Source organism: Bradyrhizobium sp. A5 (assembly GCF_042076515.1).
GTDB classification, from domain to species: Bacteria; Pseudomonadota; Alphaproteobacteria; order Rhizobiales; family Xanthobacteraceae; genus Bradyrhizobium; species Bradyrhizobium cosmicum.
Genome location: NZ_CP148990.1, coordinates 5,644,427 through 5,664,069, shown reverse-complemented (window position 1 = coordinate 5,664,069; position 19,643 = coordinate 5,644,427). Strand labels below are relative to the sequence as shown.

The window sequence follows — 19,643 nt, the reverse complement described above, 5'->3', positions numbered from 1 at the left end:
CGGTGTCGACATGACCGCTTTGGAGATCAACAAGCAACGTCCGGTCGGCGTAGTCCTGAATATGCTTGGGCTGCTCGGCATCTCACTGGTCCTGACCGTCGCATTCTACTATCAGCTCGTGCTGGGCGAGTTGCCTTGTCCGCTTTGCCTGCTGCAGCGGGCCGGCTTCATCGCGATCGGCATGGGATTTCTGTCCAACCTGCGCCTTGGTGAGCGCGGGTCGCACTATGCGATGATCCTCATCGCCGGTCTCGTCACCGGCTTCATCTCGATCCGGCAGGTGGGGCTGCATCTCGCGCCCGGTGATCCCGGATACGGTACGACGTTGCTGGGGCTGCATTTCTATACCTGGGCGCTGATCGCGGCAGTCCTGATCGTGGGTTACGTCGCGCTTGTGTTCTTGCTTAAGGATGCGACCGGCAGCCTTGACAAAGATCCGCCTCTGGATGGGCTGTTATCAAACGCGTCATTCGCAATCTTCGCATTGCTGGTTGCCGCAAATCTCCTGTCCACCGTGCTGGAGTGCGGCGCGGGTCAGTGCGACGACAATCCGGTGCGCTATCTCCTGCTCAGGTGACGGAAGCCGCGCGAAAGCGTCCCTCGCGCAGGAAGGCGACAGTCTGTTCGATCACTAAGGCGTGGCGTGGAAGTCCGGTATGGGAGGCTTTCACGACGATATGGTCGGTCATGCCGGCAAGCAACGCGCTTTGCACGGAGACTCGTCCGTCGTTCGGCTTCGGGAGAATAAGGAGGCCGGCGACGGGATCGATGAAGCGATTTCCTGCGATCACGCCGACAGGATAGTCCACCGGGGGAGAGGCGTTTGATCGGCTTGCGGTGGTGAGTTCGCGCCCCGCCGGTCCATAGAACGAACGATAGAGCCAAGATCCGCTCAGAAAATCGGCGACCTCGCTGCCGCTGTTCGGTGTGCCGAGCATCACGACGCGGGCAAGCTTGCTCGGCCGGTATTTCGCGATATAGGCGCGCGTCACCAGGCCGCCCATCGAATGGGCCACGAAATGCAGCGGCATATCACTTGCGGCAAAGCGAGCAATCGCCGGGTGGATATCGTCGGCAAGGTCCGCGATCGGCTTGGTGCGACTGGCGTAGTCGATGTTGAGCGTGGCGAAGCCGTTCGCCTGGAGCGACCGTTCGAGGCCTTTCAGGGATGCCGAGGTGCGCGCGATGCCATGGAGCAGAACCACGCTAGGGCATCGCGCGCCGACCGCATTCCGTGCCGCGTGCATCTCACTTACGCCACTTCGCGCTCCGGCGCCGTCGCCTGCTCGCGGGCGATCGTGGTTGCAGTGACGTAGTCGGTCTTGCCGGTGCCGAGCAGCGGCACCTTGTCGACCACCATGATCGCCGCGGGAACGGTGAGCTCGGACGCACCGATCGCCTTGGCCTGGCCCTGCATCGCGCTGCGCTCTGCGTTCTTCTCCGTCGTCAGCAGCACGATGCGCTCGCCCTTGCGCTGGTCGGGGATCGACACGGCGACCGATGCGGCCTGCGGCCACAACGCGGTCGCGATTGCCTCGACCGCCGACAGCGAGACCATTTCACCCGCGATCTTGGCGAAGCGCTTGGCGCGCCCCTTGATGGTGATGAAGCCAGCCGGGTCGATCGCGACGATGTCGCCGGTGTCGTGCCAGCCCTCGGGAAGTACCTCGAGCACGCCGGGATTCTCCGCCCTGAGGTAGCCGAGCATCACGTTCGGCCCGCGCACCGACAGGCGTCCACCTTCCTCGATGCCGGGGACCGGATCGAGCTTGCTTTCCATCAGCGGCGAGAGGCGGCCGACGGTGCCGGGACGGTTGGCCATCGGCGTGTTCATCGCCAGCACCGGCGCGGTCTCGGTGACGCCATAGCCTTCGAGGATGCGGATGCCGTAGCGCTCCATGAACACCTGGCGTGTCCGATCCTTCACCGCCTCCGCGCCGGCGATCACCAGGCGCAGGGTGCGGAAGTCGTAGGCATGCGCCGAGCGTGCATAGCCGGTGAGGAACGTGTCGGTGCCGAACAGGATGGTTGCGCCGGTCTGGTAGATCAGCTCGGGCACGATCCGGTAATGCAGCGGCGAGGGATACATGTAGATCGGAATGCCCGCGAGCATCGGCATCATCATTCCGCCTGTCAGGCCGAAGGAGTGGAACACCGGCAGTACGTTGAACACCTTGTCATTGGCGTTGGCATCGACCCGCGCCAGTGCCTGGGCTGCATTGGCAAGGATGTTGCGGTGGGACAGCACGACGCCCTTGGGCGTGCCTTCCGAGCCTGACGTGAACAGCACGACCGCCGGATCGTTGGGCTGACGGACGACGCGCGGCGTCGTGCCGGCAAGCAGCCCCTTGATCTTGTCGGCCGCGCCGATCGAGGCGCGGACATCCTCGAGATAGACGACGCTGGATTCAACGGAGATCGCGGCCATCAGCTTGTCGAGCTTGCCCTTCTCGATGAAGGCTTTCGACGTCAACACGGTCTTGACCTGCGCCGCCTTCATGGCGGCGAGGACGTTGACCGGGCCGGCCGAGAAATTGAGCATCGCCGGGACGCGGCCGATGTTCTGCAGCGCCATGAAGACGACGGCGACGCCTGCGGAATTCGGCAGCAGCACGCCGACGTTCTCGCCGGCGGACGTCCCGGTTTCCAGCTTGCGGCTCAGGACCTGCGCGCCGAGGATCAGCTTGCGATAGGTCAGCTTGGTACCGAGCGCGTCCTCGACGATGACCTTGCCGGTATCGCGGTCGCGATAGGCGTGTCCCAGCGCTTCGAACAGGGTGTGATCGAGCATAGCGTTCTTCACCAGCGCGTCGATCATCACATCCTGGAGTGCGGCGCCCGCGGCATTGCGGCGGGCCTTGCCCTTCAGCGACGGATCGACCGGCAGCTTGATCGGCGGCAGGATGGTGACCGTCACCCGCGGAAACCACGAGCGCTTGATTTGGCTGCTGTTGAGGTAGCTGAGATGCGAGCGCTGGGCGCCTTCGATACGAACGGGCACGACCACGGCGTCGGCCTTGTCGGCGATCATCGCGGTGCCGTCATAGACCTTCATCAGCGAGCCGGAGACAGTGATGCGTCCTTCCGGGAAGATCACCACCGGCTCGCCTGCGGCGACGAGCTTGATCAGGTCGCGCGCGGCCAGCGGCTTGGTCGGGTCCATGGTGTAATGCTTGACCACGCGCAGGAACGGCCTGGCCCACCAGGCCTTGGCGATGCCGGTATCGACCGCGAAGCTGGCGTCGATCGGCAGTACGGCGTGCAGCAGCGGGCCGTCGATCAGGCTGACATGGTTGGGCGCGATCAGCATGCGCGTGCCCGGAGGAGGCAGGTTTTCCAGGCCGCGAACCTCGGTGCGGAAGAGGGCGCGGAACAGCAGTCCGCCGAAATCGCGCACGCCTTCCTTGCCCCACTTCGTCAGGACGAACCACACCGCGCCGAAGCTGGCGACGCCGAGGCCGAAGAAGATCCAGCCGATGTGAAGGCCAGCCGCCTGCAACAGAGCCACGAACAGCGAGCCGACCACCATGAAGGCGGCCTGCAGCACGTTGCCGGCGGCGATGATGCGGGCGCGCTCGGACGGTTCCGACCAAGCCTGCACGGCGGCGAAAGAGGGAACGACGAACAAGCCGCCGCCGAACGCGAAGGCGACGAAGTCGATCAGCATGCGCAGGCCGGCGAACGAGGTTGCGAAGTCGACCGCAGCGATGTCCTGGCCCTTGGCGGTCACACCGATGGCCCAGGCGAGATCGAGGCCGGCAAACCCCATGATGATGGCGCCGATCGGCACCAGCGCGAGGTTCGGGCGAACGTGACTGAGGCTGGCCGCGAATAGCGAGCCGATGGCGATACCGATCGCGAAGATCGCCAGACACAGCGTCACCACGCTCTCGGTGCCACCGACGACGTCCTTGACCAGCGCCGGCAGCAGCGACAGCACGACGGCGCCGACCAGCCAGAACCACGAGACGATCACGGTGCCGTCCCACAGCCGGTGGTCCGCATGCAGAGTCTTCAACAGGCCGAACGTCGAGGTCCAGGGATTGGCGTTGACTGGCAGATCGGGGGCGGATGGCGTTGTCTGCGGAATGCGGGACGCGAAGGCCCAGGACATCAGGGCCAGCACGACCACGGCCGATGCGACCCAGCCCATATGCGCGGAGCCGGCCACGAACTGGCCGCCGGCGACAGTCCCGAGCAGGATCGCCATGAAGGTCGCGCCTTCGACCAGCGCGTTGCCGGTCGCGAGCTCACCGAGCTCCAGCTGGTCCGGCAGCATGGCGTATTTCACGGGACCGAACAGGGCAGCGATGACGCCGAACAGCGCCAGCGCTGCGAACAGCAGCGGCACCGAGTGCAGGAAGAAGCCGGCGGCGGCAAAACTCGCGGCGAAGATCTCGGCGAATTTGAGCCGCCGCGCGACGACGGATTTGACGTATTTGTCGGCGAGCTGCCCGCCGAGCCCGGACAGGATGAAATAGGGGAAGATGAAGACGGCGCCTGCCACCGTCACCAGGGCATCGCCGTGGCCGGTCGCGGCACTGTAAAGCAGGATGATGACGAGTGCGTTCTTGAGCACGTTGTCATTGAGCGCCGAGAAGAATTGCGCCCAGAACAGCGGCGCGAAGCGGCGTGACGACATCAATTCCCTGATCATGACGAGTCCTGTTTTGGAAAAACGGCCTGAAGTTCTTGTGCTGTCGGTGAGACGTCACGACCGGATTTGCGTAGGGCGAACGATGGCGGGGTGGGGACGCCCGCCGGTCTGCTCTGTCCCTTCGATCCTTCCGATCCTGTTGGTCTCCAAGTAGTCTCGTTAGGTTCGCAAATATCTGGTTGCAGCTGTGGTTAGGACGGAAGCGCCGGACCTGCCGGGATACCGCGCCAGGCCATGAGGAAAAGTTGAGCCGCATTGCGAAGAGTCGCAAAACCGGCTGCCGATGCCGGGACATGGTAAGCCCTTCGTTGCAATCAGATATTGTATTTGATCTGATCGGAACGCGCCGGGTGAACCCGCCTTACGTGAGATGGGCGAGGTGTCGAAAGGGCGAGAGGCGGCCGAGCAGGCTGAAGCGGCCGCCCTCGCGACGGGCACGGGCGCGGTTGGCCCGCCACATCCGGAAGGTCGCGCGGCGCTCAGTGAGCACGCCGGCAATATCGCAGGCATTGGCAATGCGATCGACCGGGGCCATGGCGAACCGCCAGATGGTTCGGCCCAATCCGGTCACGAGAGCCGCCGCGTCATCGACGAAGGTGGTGGCAATATCAACAGCGAGCATTTGCATTTGGCAGTCCTCCGGGTTAATTTGAACAATGTTCAATTGAGTAGCTTGAAAATGAACAATGTTCAAGAAGAATCGCCGCGCGACCATAAAAAATTCCGGAGGCGGCTCCAGATCCTGGAGATCGCCCGCGGCATTATCGCTGCTAAAGGATTGAGATCGTTGAAAGTTCGGGACGTCGCGGAGGCCGCCGGCTGCTCGGTCGGTAGCGTCTATAACGAGTTCGGAGACTTCGACGGAGTGATCCTGACGGTCAATCGGGAGACTGTACAGGCTCTGGCGGTGCGGCTGAGCGGGGTTCCGGCAGATGATCCTGTTCGCCAGCTCTATGGGCTTGCGGCGACATATCTCGAATTCTTCTCCGAGCACGCCAATTTACTGCGCTCGCTGTTCGAGCATCGGATGGAGGACGATCGTCCTTACCCCGATGACATCCTTCAGATGGTGATGGATGCCTTCGCGCTGATGCATCCGCCTCTGCTACGACTGTTACCGGATGCGGATGACGTGAAGATCGCGCTGTTGTCGCGCACCCTGTTTTCCGCGGTGCACGGCATCATCTCGCTCGGTCTCGAGGAGCGCATGATCGCCGTGCCGCCGCAGATGCTGCGCCAGCAGCTCGACCAGTTTCTCGACGCGCATCTGGCAGGTCTCGGGATTCTGCCCGTGCGGTAACGCTGTCGGGGCGCGTCATCGATCAGCGCTAGACCAGCACCGGTTTGCGCACGCGACCGGCGTCGCCGAAAACGCGCAGATAACGTTCGATCTCGGAGGGAAGGCCGGTTGCCTTTTCCGGATTGTCCGAGAGCTTGACGGCCGGGTGCCCGTCAACCGACGTCACCTTGCAGACAATCGAGATCGGATCGAGATTGACCGAGCCGTCCGGCGGACAGCCGACGAAATCATTGGTGAGATTGGTGCCCCAACCGAACGAGAGGCGCGAGCGGCCGGCGAAGTGGTGATAGGTCTCCTCGATCGAGCCGACGTCCATCGCGTCGGAGAACACGAGCAGCTTGTCCCTGGGGTTGCGGCCTTTCTTCTCCCACCAGGCGATGATCTCCTCGCCGGCCTGGATCGGCGGCGCGCTGTCGGGACGGAAGCCGGTCCAGTCGGCCACCCATTCCGGCGCATCGCGCAGAAAGGCTTTCGTGCCGAATGCGTCGGGCAGCGCGATCAGGAGGTTGCCGCCATAGGTCTGCCGCCACTGGTCGAGAATCCGATAGGGCGCCCAGCGCAATTCCTCGTCGTCCCTGGCGAGCGCCGCCGCCACCATCGGCAGCTCATGCGCGTTGGTGCCGATGGCTTCGAGGTCATTGTCCATCGCGAGCAGCACATTCGAGGTGCCGATGAAGGACGGGCCCAGGCCTTCCTTCACCGCCTCGACGCACCAGCGCTGCCACAGGAAGCCGTGGCGGCGGCGCGTGCCGAAGTCGGAGAGCTTCAGATTCTCGAGCTTGCGCAGCCGCTCGACCTTGGTCCACAGCTTGGCCTTGGCACGGGCATAAAGCACGTCGAGCTCGAAGCGTCCGCGACCCTTCATCGCCGCGCGCGAGCGCAATTCGTTGAGGATGGCAAGCGCCGGAATCTCCCACATCGTGGTGTGGCTCCACGGCCCGTGGAAATGCAGTTCATATTGCCCCTCGACCTTGCGCAGCTCGTATTCGGGCAGACGGAATTCGGCGAGCCAGCGGATGAAGTCCGCCGAGAACATGTGGGTCTTGCCGTAGAAGGTGTTGCCGGCAAGCCAGATCAGCTCCTTCTTGGCGAAGCGGATGGTGCGGGCGTGGTCGAGCTGGGCGCGCAGCTCGTCCTCGTCGATGATCTCGGCGAGCCGCACATGGCGCGAGCGGTTGATGACCGAGAAGGTCACCTGCTGACTCGGGTAAGATTCCCGAATCATTTGTAACATCAATAGCTTGTAGAAGTCGGTATCAAGCAGGCTGCGGACGATGGGATCCAGCCGCCAGCTGTGATTGTAGGTCCGGCTCGCAATGTCGGTCACTGTCATGGGGCAACTCTAGCGTGACCGACCCTGCGCAACCAGTGGGTTTGGCGGGGATCAGGTTTTCGGGGGCGGGGCCCGTGCTCAGGCCGCGGCCGTCGCCGCCACGGTCTCGAGCTGCGCCCGTATCCAGCGATGTGCAGGGTCCTTCTGGTAACGCTGGTGCCAGACCATGAACATCGGCAGTTCGGCCAGCGTGCGGGTGCGCGAGGCCAGCGGAATGCGCGTTTGCGCGAAGCCGCGCATGACGCCCGACGCGAGCAGGCTCGGCATGCTCGCGAGCATTTGCGAGCCGCGCAGGAACGACGGGACACCGGAGAAGCTCGGCACGGAGATTGCGATGTCGCGGTGAAAGCCGTTTGCCGCCAGCCGCCGATCGAAGTCGAGCCGCTCGTTGTCCGTGTAGACCACGGTGACGTGGCGCGCCGCCAGATAGGCGCCGCGGCCGGATGGTGCCGCACGCGCCTTGGGATCGAAGTAGCAGACGTAATGATCGCTGAGCAGGCGCTTCTGCACGATGTCGGCGCCGGACGGCGGCAGCGGCGTGATCAGGAGATCGCAGCGGTCTTCGCGCAACATCGCCGGCGAGGGCGACTGCGAGGGGATCACGCGCAGGTTCAGGCTCTTTACCTGTGGGGCGACATGCGCGAAGAACCGCGGCAGCAGGAGATCGCGTTGGAAGTCATTGGCGGCGATCGTAAGCGAGAGCTGCGCTCCGGCCGGCTCGAACGTGACGCCACCGGCAAAGCTCCGCATCTCGTCGATCAGCGCGCGCGCTTTCGCGGCCAGTGCCTGGGCATGGGCGGTTGCGACGATGCCGCGGCCGGACTTGGCGAACAGCGGGTCGCCGGAGATCCGCCGCAGCTTGTTCAGCCCGTGGCTGACTGCCGATTGCGTCATTCCGAGCCGCGTTGCGGCCGCCGTGACCGAGCCTTCCTCCAGCACGGCCAGGAACAGCTCCAGCGCGTGACCGTCGAGAGCCAAATGATCGATTTTTTTCATGCAATATATTATAATCAATCTATTTATCTGTGGAATAGGCCGGCCCATGATCTCGCGATAAGCCGCGCGCCCGGACCAGGGCGCCAAGGGAGAGACAACGCCGATGAATGCTCAGGCGCCAGCATTGCAGGATCCCCGCCTCAACCGCCCCGAGCCCCTCAAGCCGCCGCTCGGTGATGGCGGCTTCTTTCAGCGCGACCGCTCCATCCATCCGCCGGCGCATGCGCCGGGTTACAAATCCTCGGTCCTGCGGTCGCCGCGCCAGTCGCTGTTGTCGCTGGAGAACTCGGTCTCGGAAATCACCGGTCCGGTGTTCGGCCACAACGATCTCGGCCCGCTCGACAACGACCTGATCCGCAACTACGCCAAGGACGGCGATCCCGTCGGCGAGCGCATCATCGTCCATGGCCGTGTGCTGGATGAGACCGGCCGCGGCGTGCCGAACACGCTGGTCGAGTTCTGGCAGGCCAATGCCGGCGGTCGTTACCGGCACAAGAAGGATACGTATCTGGCGCCGATCGATCCGAATTTCGGCGGCTGTGGCCGCGCGCTGACCGACGACACCGGCTACTATTATTTCCGCACGGTGAAGCCGGGACCGTACCCCTGGCGCAACTTCGTCAATAGCTGGCGTCCCGCCCATATCCACTTCTCGGTGTTCGGCTCGGGCTTTGCGCAGCGTCTGATCACGCAGATGTATTTCGAGGGCGATCCCCTGATTCCGGTCTGCCCGATCCTGACGACGATCCCGGACAAGGACGCGCTCGACCGTCTCGTCGCGCCGCTCGACCTCAACGCATCGACGCCGTTCGACTCGCTCGCCTATCGCTTCGACATCGTGCTGCGCGGCCAGCGCTCCACCTATTTTGAAAATCGCACCGCGGGGAACTAAAGTCCATGCCGCAGCCGCTCAACTACCTCAAGGAAACCGCTTCGCAGACCGCCGGACCCTATGTCCACATCGGCCTGATCCCGGCCATGGCGGGATTCGACATCTTCGAGAAGAACTTCTCCAATGTGCTGGTGACGCCGAACACGCAAGGCGAGCGCATCACGCTGGAAGGCAAGGTGCTCGACGGAACCGGCTCGCCGCTGCGCGACGTGCTGCTCGAAATCTGGCAGGCCAACGCGAGCGGCCGTTACAACCATCCGGCCGATCGTTCGGCCGGCACGCTGGACGGGGATTTCCGCGGCTGGGGCCGCGCGGGATCGGATTTCGACAGCGGTCTCGTCACCTTCGACACCATCAAGCCCGGCGCGATCGTCGACAAGGTAGGCCGCAAATGCGCGCCGCATGTCAACGTCTGGATCGTCGCGCGCGGCATCAACATCGGTCTCAACACGCGGCTCTATTTCTCGGATGAGGAGGCCGCAAACGCCGCAGATCCCGTGCTCAACCTCGTCGAACCGGCGGTGCGCCGCAAGACCCTGATCGCAACCCGCGGCGAGCGTGCCGGCAAGGTCGTGTATTCTTTCACGATCAATTTGCAGGGGGCGGACGAGACGGTGTTCTTCGACGTCTGAGGCCCTAGGCCTCATCGCCATGCAGCTGCGCGCGGAAGGCGCGCGGCGATAGTCCCGTGGCCGCGGCATAGACCCGGCTGAAATAGGCGGGGTCCTCGAAGCCGAGCGTGTAGGCGATGGTCGAAACAGGCAGGTTGGTATAGACGAGGTTGCGGCGCGCCTCGCGGATCAACCGGTTGAGGATCAGGTGCGAGGCGGTGTCGCCGGTCGCCGTACGCGTGATCCGGTTGAGATGGGTCGGTGTGATTGACAGCGCGCTTGCGTAGTCGGCAACGCTCCAGCGTTGCAGATGATGCTGTTCGAGCAACGCCTCGAAGCAGCGAAAAAGCCCGCTTTCCCCCGTGCCGTTGCGGCCGTTCTCGCTTGTCAGCGCACGCGCCACCAGCCCGATCATGGCCGCCGACAGGGCGCGCAGCACATGCGCGCGGCCGAAATCGCGCGCGGCGTGCTCGGCAAAGATCTGCTTCATGGTGGCTCGGATCTGCGGCGTGCCGCGCACCTCGGCCGACCGCGACAAGGCCCCGCGCAGCCCTTCCGAGGCAAGCAGTGCCTCGTCCAGAATTTCCGCGGCGATGGTCAGGACCCAGCCCTGGGTATCGGGCACGAAACGGAAGCCGTGGACATGGCCGACCGGCACGTTGACGATCTGCATCGGCTTCAGCGCCACCACGCGCCCGTCGAGCGTTGCCTCGCCGCCGCCGCGCTCGATCAGCAGCACCTGGTGCAGCCGCGCATGGCGGTGCACCGCCAGCGTCCAATTGTGCAGCACCGAGCGTGCCGCGATCGTCTCGCAATGCACGACGTCGGGCAGGTCGCCGGACTCGCCGAACAGGTTGTAGACCCGGATCGCCGGGGCGGCAGCTGCGGTTCTCATGTTCGAATTGTACAAGATAATGGCGAAAGCCTCCATCGGTTTGCGGCGCTGCGTCTGCAAAAAGTACCAGTGGGAGGACGTAGAAATGAAAGTTCAGGTCTGCATCATCGGCGGTGGACCGTCCGGGTTGTTACTGTCGCAGCTCCTGCACCTGAAGGGCATCGACACTGTCGTGCTGGAGAAATACAGCCGCGACCACGTACTGGCCCGCATCCGCGCCGGCGTGCTCGAGCACGGGTTTGCCAAGCTGATGCGCGAGGCGCAGTGCGGCGAGCGGATGGACCGCGAAGGCGAGATCCACAACGGATTCGAGATCGCCCATGACGGCGTGCTGTCCCACATCGATCTGCACAGGCATTCCAGCGGCAACTCGGTGCTGGTCTACGGCCAGACCGAGCTGACGCGCGACCTCTACGAGGCGCGGGACCGGTCCGGCGGCAAGGTCGTGCACAATGCGGAAGACGTGACGCCGCATGATCTGACGTCGGATCGGCCGTATGTAACCTATCGCTCCAACGGGGAAACCATCCGCATCGATTGCGACTACATCGTCGGCGCCGACGGCTTTCACGGCGTCAGCCGCAGGTCAATCCCGAAGGACGTGCTGCGCGAATACGAGAAGGTCTATCCGTTCGGCTGGCTCGGCGTGCTGTCGCGCACAAAACCGGTTTCGCCGGAACTGATCTACGCGAAGCACGGGCGTGGCTTTGCGCTGTGCTCACTGCGTTCGCAGGTGTTGAGCCGCTACTACGTCCAGGTGCCGCTGACCGACAAGGTGGAGGACTGGAGCGACGATGCGTTCTGGGCCGAGCTGAGGCTCCGCCTGCCAGTGGAGGTCGCCGGCCGCCTGGTCACGGGACCGTCGATCGAGAAGAGCATCGCGCCCCTGCGCAGCTTCGTCGCCGAGCCGATGAGCTATGGTCGCCTGTTCCTCGCCGGCGATGCCGCCCACATCGTGCCGCCGACCGGCGCGCGCGGGCTGAACAGCGCTGCGTCCGACATCTACTATCTCTATCACGCCATGCTCGCACACTACCAGAGCGGCGACGATTCCGGCCTTCAGGGCTATTCCGCCAAGGCGCTCGCCCGCATCTGGAAGGCACAGCGTTTCTCCTGGTGGATGACGATGCTGCTGCACCGCTTCCCCGACCGCTCCGAGTATGAAGACAGGCTTCAGCAGACGGAGCTGGACTATCTGCTCTCGTCCGAGACAGCGCAGCGGCTGCTCGCGGAGAATTACGTGGGGCTGCCGTTCTAGCGCGAGAGGAAAGGGACGCTACTTGCCTTCGAGCGTGTTGACCGGTGTCCAATCCGGCGGTGGCGGGTTGATGGAATACGCCTTGGCACGTCTGGCGAACAGACCTGACGCCTGATCGTTCATTGCCGCGCCTTCAAACGCATCGGCCGCCTTCGCAAACTCCCGCGCGCGCCAGCATGCCAGTCCTTCCGCATATGCTGCGGCCACCGTCTTCTGCTCCGCGCTCTCCGCGCCCTTCTCGGCAAGCGGCTCGAACACCTTGATCGCTTCGCCGCGCCCCAAGACCCTGATCGCGTCGAGCTCGCGCCATGCGAAGCTGTCGCCAGTCTGCGCGACCGTCGCCGCCGAGGCCATCATTGCTGTGCCGTAATATTTGTTGGCGCCCTCCAACCGCGAGGCGACGTTCACGGTATCGCTCATGACGGTGTAATTGAAGCGGCGTCGCGAGCCGATATTGCCGACAACGGCCTCGCCGCTGTTGAGCCCGATGCGATGCGACAGGCCGTGGCCGGCGAAGGCGGGATTGCTGGCATTCAGCTCCGCGAGCTTCTCGTGGCACTTCAGCGCCGCGCGGACCGCGCTACGCGCGTGCGCGGGATCGTCAGCCGGTGCGCCGAACATGGCGACGATGGAATCGCCTATATATTTGTCGACATAGCCGCCATGGCCTTCGATGATATCGGTCATGGCCGAGAGATATTCGTTCATCAGGGTCACCAGCTCGCCCGGTGTCATCGTCTCCGCGATGGAGGAGAAGCCGCTGAGGTCGGAAAAGAACATGGTGACGTTGCGCATTTCGCCGCCGAGCGCCGGCATCTTGCCCGAGGCCACCATGGTGTCGATCACTTCCGGGGCGAGATAGAAGGCAAAGCTCCTGCGCAGGAAACGTTCGTCGCGATCGGCCAGCACGAAACGGTAGCCGATCATCATCGCGAGCGCGGCTAGGCTCGCGAGTGCAGGCTCAGTCAGCGGCAGTGCAAGGGCTTGAACGAATGCGCCGACGGCCACGGCGGTGTACACGGCAGTGAGGGCGAACCAGGCTATCAGTGCGCCGCTAGGGGCGAGCATGCAGGCCGCAACGGCGATGACCGCCGCAAACACGATCGTGAGAATGGCCCGCATGGGAAAACCGAGCTCGGTCACGACGTCGCGCTCGATCAGGTTTCGCACGGCGGTGGCGTGCACGAAGACGCCGGCGATGTCGCTGCGGGCCCTCGGCGCGGTTCTCGCCGGGGCGGGCAAGACGCATCGTGCGGCTGGTGTTCCGTCGTAACCGCCTGCAAGGCGCATCGAGGTGAGCTTGCGATCTTCGAAATTCAGCACGCTGCCGAGCAGCACCACTTTGCCGTCGAAGGTGCGGCGGAAGAAGTCGCGGTCGCCTTTCTCGACGCAGGCCCGCAGGTCGGCAAAGGAAAAGGTCGGAACGTCGCGGCCAAGCCCTCGAAAGTTGAGCGTCAGCGTGTTCGGCACCGCGCTCGGGATCGCATATCCGGACAGCTTGGCCGCACCGGACGGCGCGATCTCGGGCGTTGCGTCGAGCGCGCGCGCGGCGAGCTCGACGGCCATGGCGGGCACCGGCTTGCCGTCGATGGAGAAACCGAGCGGCATCCGCCGGATGACGTCGTCCGCGTCAGTATGGACATTGAGCGCACGGATGTTGGTTCGCACCGCCAGTTGCTGCGCGCGGTAGGGCCTGTCGGGGTGGTCGTTGCTGAGGATCTCGCCGAGCACCAGCTTGCCGCTGTCGGAGATCTGACGCAGCGCGATCAGATAGTCCCGGTCAAATCCTCTCATGCGGCTGCCGAGCGGCGCGTCTCCAAAGGGGATTTCCGACTGTTCGATCGAGCTCGGAAAGATGACGTCGAAGCCGATCGCCTTGGCGCCGCCGTCGGCGATGCCAGCGAGCACCCGGCCGATCTCGCGCGTCCAGGTCTGCGTCGGCGATCCCTTGAAGGGCGGCGTGTCGTAGGTTTCCCCGTCGATCGCCACCACGAGGACCGGCGAGGTCGCGGGATCGCGGCGGTCGCCGACAAGCTTGCCGCGCAGCGCCGTGAGGATGTCGAGCGAGAGGCCTTGCAGCACCTGCAGCGGCGGAGACGTGAAGACGGCACCCGCCAGGAGCGCTATCAGGATCGCCGCAACGATGTCCCGCCTGCCGATCCGCCGCATCGCCCCGTCGCTGGCCGCCTATTCGAGTCGTAGTAACCGGCCGACGATCGGCGTCGGCGATGACGTGGCGCTGGCGTCGACCTGGAAGGCGTAGCGCTTGGCGCCGAGGATGGCGAGATAGCTGCCGCCGGGGGTCAGTGCCTTCCCGGCCTTGGCAAAGTCGTAGAACTTGCCGCCGATCATGACGTCATTCCTGAGCGGGATGCTGATCGTCGGCTCCTTGCCGTCGGTGCGCTCGATCACCAGCGTGCTGCCGCTCTTGGCTTGCACCAGCGGTGCGACGCCGTAGAGCGTCGGCAGCTTGGCCGGCGCGCCCTTGGCGTCCGATCGCATCGTGCGGAACGTCGTCGCGGCGCTCTGGTTCGCCTCGCGCTCCGACAGTTTTGCTGCGTTGGTATCGCAGGGCACCTTTTCCCGTTTGACTTCGCCGAGTTGCACCGTGCTCTGCTCCGTGCCGACCAGGACGACGCCTTCGCTGATGGTCTCGCGCTGGCAGGATTTGAGATAGCTGAGCGTGATGCTGGCCTTGGGTCCGAGCTTGATGATCTTGCCCGGCGCCACGTAATCCATGAACGCGATGCCGTCGACCTTGCCCTGGACGTCCTCGACGATCGCGGCCGGGGTCTCCGCCAGGGCGGGGGCGGCAAGACAGAACGCGCCGACAACGGTGCCGATCAGGCTTCTCATGGGAGTTCTCATCCAATTCGACCGATGCTCTGCCGGTCCCCGTCCTGGTTCGATGCTTAGCAGCAGATCGCCCAGGCAAGTGTGACCGGAATCACTCTTAGATATTGGTGCACTCTATCAGGAACAGGTTCAAACCGGCGACCGGAGAAAATAGAGCCACGGCAAGCTGTTGCGCGGATGGCCCATATCAGGTGGCCGGGACCGGCTCAGGCGAGCGGTCGGCGGCCGGACGGCTCTCAGCCGCACGCTCTATAGTAGGAGCCAGAGCAGCTTCGGTCTTGTGATATGGCGTCGCCTGCTGTCCGGCGGCGATCTCCACGACCTCGTCCCAGCGTGACAGAAAGGCCTCGACACAGGTCTGGTCGAATTGTCTGCCCTGGTTCTCGACCAGATAGTTGCGCGCCATGTCCAGCGGCATCGGCTCTTTATATGGCCGCCGCGTGGTCAGGGCATCGAAGACATCGGCGACGGCGACCACGCGCGCTGCGACCGGGATTTCGTCCGCCTTGAGGCCGTTCGGATAGCCTGCGCCGTCCCAGCGCTCGTGATGGCCTGCCGCAATCTGCGCACCGAGCTGGATCAGCTCGCAACCGGAGTCCGCCAGGATTTTCTCGCCGATCGCGGCATGGGTGCGGATCACCGCCATCTCCTCGTCGGTCAGCTTGCCGGGCTTGAGCAGGATGTTGTCGGGGATGGCGACCTTGCCGACGTCGTGCAGGGGGGCGGCAAGATAGATGTCACGGCAGAGCCGGGCCGGCAGGCCGAGCTGCTCGGCAATGATACGGCTGTAGCGGGCGACCCGCAGCGTGTGCTCGCCGGTGTCGTTGTCGCGGTACTCGACGGCAAGCGCGAGCCGCAGGATGATCTCCTCCTCGCGCTCGCCGAGTTTCTGGGTCGCGGCGGCAACTGCGCTCGCCAGGTCGGCAGCCCGGTCGTTCTGCTTGCGCACGGCTGCACCTAGCCGCACCAAATTGCGCAAGCGGACTTTCATCTCGAGGCTTTCTGGCTGTTTCGGTAAGAAATCGGTTGCACCAGCCTGCAGCGCTTCCATCTTGACGTCATCGGTCTGTCGCGACGTGATCATCGCGATCGGGACGTCGGCGCAGCCGGGTAGGGTGCGGAAGGCGCGGATGAAGCTGATGCCGTCCATATGGGGCATCTCGTAGTCGACAAGTACGATGTCGAAGACACGCTCGCGCGCGCAAGCGAGCGCCTCGACGGGATCGAGGAACGTCGTAGCCTCGACCTGTCCCTCGGCCTCGATGTGCCGTTGCAGGAATTTCAGGACAGAGCGGCTGTCGTCAACCAGAAGCACTTGGGTCAGCATCGGCGGCTGGGCTCGTTCGGACGGCGAGGCATGACCTGAACCAGTAGCCTTTGCGGTTTAACGCGGAGCAAACGTCCAGCCGCCCCGAACTGCCCGAACACTGCGCGCAACGCATGAGAATTGGGCGGGCCATGCATGCCTGCATGCAAACGCGAAGTTATTCGGTATGTGACCCGTAGTTGTACGGGGATGCCCATTAGGGGTTTGCATACTCCCTCACGCGAATAGTCGTCGTGCGGGATTCGCGCCATGCGTGCAGCGAATCCCGAGGAAATCTGGGGGACGAATGTCGTCTGATGTCACCGAGCCGAAGTGGTCCCTGCGGCTGCCGGCGGATTGCAGCATCGCTGCGATCCGTAGCGTCTATGACCTGATCCGCGAAGCCTTCGGCCGGCAGGATCGACTCGAGATCGATTGTTCGAGCGTCGACAAGGCCGATGTGACGTCGATCCAGCTTCTGCTGTCGACCGCCAAGACAGGCGAGGCCCAGGGCCGCCCGGTGGTACTCACCGCATTCTCCCAGTCTCTGCGCAATACCCTTCGCCGCGCCGGGTTCGCCAGCGATGCGATGATCGATCAGCATTTCCCGCTAAAGAAAGATGGCATCTAATGGCCACGATTCTAACGGTCGACGATTCCCCCAGCATCCGGCAGATGATCAAGGTCGTGCTCGAGCCGGCGGGTCACAACGTGATCGAGGCGGGTGACGGCGCGCAAGGGCTCGCCAAGGCGCAGGCCGGCAAGCTCGACCTCGTCATCACCGACCTCAATATGCCCGTCATGAACGGGCTGGAGCTGATCCGGGCGCTGCGCAAGCTGCCGAGCGCGGTCGGCATGCCCATCGTGTTCCTGACCACCGAGTCCAGCGATACGGTGAAGCAGGAAGCCAAGAGCGCCGGCGCGACCGGCTGGATCACCAAGCCTTTCAAGCCTGAGCAGCTGCTCGCAGTCGTCGGCAAGCTGGTGCGTGCATGAGTGCGATGGACCCGACCGAGGTCTTTCGTCAGGAAGCCAGCGAGCTGTTCGAGGTCCTGGAAGGGGCACTGCTCGACCTCGGCCAGCGTCCCGACGACCGCGAGCTGGTCGATTCCGCCTTCCGCGCCCTGCATACGATCAAGGGCTCCGGCGCCATGTTCGGCTTCGACAAGGTCGCCTCCTTCACCCATGAATTCGAGACCGCATTCGACCGCGTCCGCAAGGGCGAGATCAAGCCGACGCAGGAGTTGATCTCGGTCGCGCTTGCGGCCAAGGACTATATTCGCGCGCTGATCGAGGATCCGCAATCGACCGACGACGTCATCGGCGACGCCATCCTCGCCGATCTCAAGCGCTTCGTGTTTCCCGACCAGCCTGCCACTCCCGTCGCGGAGATCACCGAGGCGCCGTCGCTGGCCCCTGGCGAGAGCAAGCAGGCCGGCTGGCACCTCTATCTGGAATTCGAATCGCACATCCTGCGCAACGGCTCGAACCCGCTCGACCTGCTGGAAGATCTCTGCAAGCTCGGACCGTGCTTCGTCGTGCCTGTGACCGACGGCATCCCGTTCCTCGACGAGATGGAGCCGGAAGACTGCTATCTGAAGTGGGACGTCAAGCTGCATGCGGCCTGCGACAAGGACGCGATCGACGACGTCTTCATGTTCGTCCAGGACGAGATGAAGCTGACGCTCTCGCCGCTGGAGCAAGTCGAGGCGCCCGCGCCGATGCCGCTGTTCCAGCTTCTCGACGAGGAGCCGGCCGCCGTGGCCGATCCGATGGTCGAGGTTGCTGCCGCGTCGGTCGTCGCCGCGCAGCCCGCCGCGAAGGCGGAACCCAAATCTGACTCGAAGCCGGAGCCGAAGCCAGAAGCCAAGCGCGACGATCGCGGCATCGCCACCGTCCGCGTCCAGGCCGAGCGCCTCGACGAACTGATGGATCGTGTCGGCGAACTCGTCATCGCGCAGGCGCGTCTGACCCAGCTCGCATCCTCCGGCTCCGACCTCTCGATCAAGATGATCGCCGAGGAGATCGAGCGTCTCGCCTCCAGCCTTCGTGACACCACGATGGGTGCCCGCATGGTGCCGATCGGCTCGCTGTTCGGCCGCTTCCGCCGCCTGATCCATGACCTGTCGCGGGACCTGTCGAAGCCCGTCGAATTCGTCACCACGGGCGAGGACACCGAACTCGACAAGACCATGATCGAGTGCCTGGCCGATCCGCTGGTGCACCTGATCCGCAACGCCATCGACCACGGCATCGAGGACACCGCCTCGCGCGCCGCCGCCGGCAAGACCGAGCAGGGCCGGATCGAACTCGCCGCCGTGCATTCCGGCGCGCAGGTGCTCGTCACCGTGAAGGACAATGGCGGCGGACTTAACACCGCGCGCATTCGCGCGAAAGCGGAAGAGCAGGGGCTGATCGCGGCCGGCGCCGTGCTGACCGACCACGAGATCCATCAGTTCCTGTTCCACCCGGGCTTCTCGACCGCGCAGACCATTTCGGCGCTGTCAGGCCGGGGCGTGGGCATGGACGTGGTCAAGCGCACCATCGAGAACATGCGCGGTACGATCGACCTGTCGACCAAGCCGGGCCAGGGCACCACGGTGACGCTGCGCCTGCCGCTGACGCTCGCAATCATCGAGGGTCTGCTGATCCGGGTCGGCGAAGGCCGCTACATCATTCCGCTGTCTGCGGTCGAAGAGTGCATCGAGCTGACGGCCGAGGACGAGCGTTCGCGTGGCCGCAACTTCCTCAACGTGCGCGGCAACCTCGTGCCCTTCCTCAGGCTGCGCGAGATCATGACCGCGTCGGGCACGCCCGACCGGCACCAGAAGACGATCATCATCTCGACCGGCGAGACTCACGTCGGTCTTGTCGCGGACCAGATCATCGGCAACCACCAGACCGTCATCAAGTCGCTTTCCAAGTTGCACTCCGACGTCACGATCTTCTCCGGCGCGACGATCCTCGGCGACGGCACGGCGGCGCTGATCCTCGACGTCGCACAGCTCGTCGTTCTGGCGCAGTCGCAGGTCGAGAAGCACATCAGCGAGGCAGCGTGATGAATGAAGGTTTGGCTGACGGGCATCAGGCCGGCGCGATGCAGGTCGTGATGATCGGTCTCGGCGAGGAGAAGTTCGCGCTCGACGCCGGCCTCGTGCGCGAGATCATCGATCCCGTGCCGGTGACCAAGGTCGCGGGTGCGCGGGCCTTCGTTCCCAGCGTGATCAACGTGCGCGGCAACGTCATTCCGCTCGCGGACCTGCGCATCCGCTTCGGCATGCCGCAACCCGACAACTCGGCAGACACGCGCATCGTCGTCATCGAGCTCGAACTCGACGGCGAGCCGGTCCTGGTCGGCGTCACCGCCGACAAGGTCTACGAGGTCACGGAAATATCGCAGACCGACGTTCAGCAGACGCCGCGCGTCGGCATGCACTGGAAGCCGGAGTTCATTCGCTTCATCGCCAAATGGCGCGAAGAGTTCGTCATCGTTCCCAACATGGAACGCATTCTGAATTGAAACGGGGTCTCGGGCGGGA

Annotated in this window: 17 protein-coding genes; 9 read left to right on the top strand and 8 right to left on the bottom strand. The window is 64.3% G+C overall.

The window, feature by feature from the left end; genetic code table 11:
- The first annotated feature begins 10 nt into the window (after positions 1 to 10).
- The gene (locus WHZ77_RS26900) at positions 11 to 577 is read left to right on the top strand and encodes a disulfide bond formation protein B (protein ID WP_375310719.1); all 567 of its coding nucleotides are present in this window, start codon (positions 11 to 13) and stop codon (positions 575 to 577) included.
- On the opposite strand, the gene WHZ77_RS26895 is transcribed toward WHZ77_RS26900, so the two are convergent.
- Positions 570 to 1,247, bottom strand: coding sequence for an esterase/lipase family protein (locus tag WHZ77_RS26895; RefSeq protein ID WP_375310718.1), 678 nt, complete (start codon positions 1,245 to 1,247; stop codon positions 570 to 572). The genes WHZ77_RS26900 and WHZ77_RS26895 overlap by 8 nt on opposite strands.
- 5 nt (positions 1,248 to 1,252) lie before the next feature.
- A complete protein-coding gene (locus tag WHZ77_RS26890) occupies positions 1,253 to 4,657 on the bottom strand; it encodes an acyl-[ACP]--phospholipid O-acyltransferase (RefSeq protein WP_375310717.1) in 3,405 nt (1,134 codons plus the stop codon).
- Between the two features lie 679 nt (positions 4,658 to 5,336).
- Here WHZ77_RS26890 and WHZ77_RS26885 point away from each other — a divergent pair.
- A complete protein-coding gene (locus tag WHZ77_RS26885; protein WP_375314820.1) occupies positions 5,337 to 5,957 on the top strand; it encodes a TetR/AcrR family transcriptional regulator in 621 nt (206 codons plus the stop codon).
- 28 nt (positions 5,958 to 5,985) lie between these two features.
- Here the strand turns inward: WHZ77_RS26885 and pncB are convergent, their stop codons facing one another.
- Together pncB and WHZ77_RS26875 are read right to left on the bottom strand one after the other, a co-directional pair.
- On the bottom strand, positions 5,986 to 7,290 hold the full coding sequence (gene pncB / locus WHZ77_RS26880) for a nicotinate phosphoribosyltransferase (RefSeq protein WP_375310716.1): 1,305 nt from the start codon (positions 7,288 to 7,290) through the stop codon (positions 5,986 to 5,988).
- A gap of 78 nt (positions 7,291 to 7,368) precedes the next feature.
- Positions 7,369 to 8,286, bottom strand: coding sequence for a LysR family transcriptional regulator (locus WHZ77_RS26875; RefSeq protein WP_375310715.1), 918 nt, complete (start codon positions 8,284 to 8,286; stop codon positions 7,369 to 7,371).
- A gap of 103 nt (positions 8,287 to 8,389) precedes the next feature.
- Here WHZ77_RS26875 and pcaH point away from each other — a divergent pair, with 103 nt between their 5' ends.
- Together pcaH and pcaG are read left to right on the top strand one after the other, a co-directional pair.
- Positions 8,390 to 9,178 carry a protocatechuate 3,4-dioxygenase subunit beta gene (gene pcaH, locus WHZ77_RS26870; RefSeq protein WP_375310714.1) on the top strand — a complete coding sequence of 263 codons (789 nt, stop codon included), beginning with the start codon at positions 8,390 to 8,392 and terminating at the stop codon, positions 9,176 to 9,178.
- A 5-nt stretch (positions 9,179 to 9,183) separates the two neighbouring features.
- On the top strand, positions 9,184 to 9,810 hold the full coding sequence (pcaG, locus tag WHZ77_RS26865) for a protocatechuate 3,4-dioxygenase subunit alpha (RefSeq protein WP_375310713.1): 627 nt from the start codon (positions 9,184 to 9,186) through the stop codon (positions 9,808 to 9,810).
- Between the two features lie 4 nt (positions 9,811 to 9,814).
- Here the strand turns inward: pcaG and WHZ77_RS26860 are convergent, their stop codons facing one another.
- Positions 9,815 to 10,720 (bottom strand): helix-turn-helix domain-containing protein, encoded by a 906-nt coding sequence (locus tag WHZ77_RS26860; RefSeq protein WP_375310712.1) that lies wholly within the window; start codon positions 10,718 to 10,720, stop codon positions 9,815 to 9,817.
- Between the two features lie 49 nt (positions 10,721 to 10,769).
- Between WHZ77_RS26860 and pobA the strand changes: the two genes are divergently transcribed.
- A complete protein-coding gene (pobA, locus tag WHZ77_RS26855) occupies positions 10,770 to 11,942 on the top strand; it encodes a 4-hydroxybenzoate 3-monooxygenase (protein WP_375310711.1) in 1,173 nt (390 codons plus the stop codon).
- Between the two features lie 18 nt (positions 11,943 to 11,960).
- Here the strand turns inward: pobA and WHZ77_RS26850 are convergent, their stop codons facing one another.
- The 3 genes from WHZ77_RS26850 to WHZ77_RS26840 all read right to left on the bottom strand — a co-directional run bounded on the left by WHZ77_RS26850 (position 11,961) and on the right by WHZ77_RS26840 (position 16,125).
- Entirely contained in the window at positions 11,961 to 14,111 is a 2,151-nt protein-coding gene (locus WHZ77_RS26850) for a CHASE2 domain-containing protein (RefSeq protein WP_375310710.1), read from the bottom strand.
- A gap of 18 nt (positions 14,112 to 14,129) precedes the next feature.
- Positions 14,130 to 14,798, bottom strand: a complete 669-nt coding sequence (locus WHZ77_RS26845; protein WP_375310709.1) for a hypothetical protein — start codon at positions 14,796 to 14,798, stop codon at positions 14,130 to 14,132.
- 187 nt (positions 14,799 to 14,985) lie between these two features.
- On the bottom strand, positions 14,986 to 16,125 hold the full coding sequence (locus tag WHZ77_RS26840) for an HD domain-containing phosphohydrolase (RefSeq protein ID WP_375310708.1): 1,140 nt from the start codon (positions 16,123 to 16,125) through the stop codon (positions 14,986 to 14,988).
- A 286-nt stretch (positions 16,126 to 16,411) separates the two neighbouring features.
- Between WHZ77_RS26840 and WHZ77_RS26835 the strand changes: the two genes are divergently transcribed.
- From WHZ77_RS26835 to WHZ77_RS26820, 4 genes are read left to right on the top strand one after another with little or no spacing between them, the layout of a single operon-like run.
- Positions 16,412 to 16,735 carry a lipid asymmetry maintenance protein MlaB gene (locus tag WHZ77_RS26835; protein WP_375310707.1) on the top strand — a complete coding sequence of 108 codons (324 nt, stop codon included), beginning with the start codon at positions 16,412 to 16,414 and terminating at the stop codon, positions 16,733 to 16,735.
- Positions 16,735 to 17,100, top strand: coding sequence for a response regulator (locus WHZ77_RS26830; RefSeq protein ID WP_143843644.1), 366 nt, complete (start codon positions 16,735 to 16,737; stop codon positions 17,098 to 17,100). The genes WHZ77_RS26835 and WHZ77_RS26830 overlap by 1 nt, the downstream gene beginning before the upstream one ends.
- Complete coding sequence (locus tag WHZ77_RS26825) at positions 17,097 to 19,163, top strand: chemotaxis protein CheA (protein WP_375310706.1); 2,067 nt, start codon at positions 17,097 to 17,099, stop codon at positions 19,161 to 19,163. The genes WHZ77_RS26830 and WHZ77_RS26825 overlap by 4 nt, the downstream gene beginning before the upstream one ends.
- Entirely contained in the window at positions 19,163 to 19,624 is a 462-nt protein-coding gene (locus WHZ77_RS26820) for a chemotaxis protein CheW (protein WP_375310705.1), read from the top strand. The genes WHZ77_RS26825 and WHZ77_RS26820 overlap by 1 nt, the downstream gene beginning before the upstream one ends.
- The last annotated feature ends 19 nt before the right edge of the window (positions 19,625 to 19,643 follow it).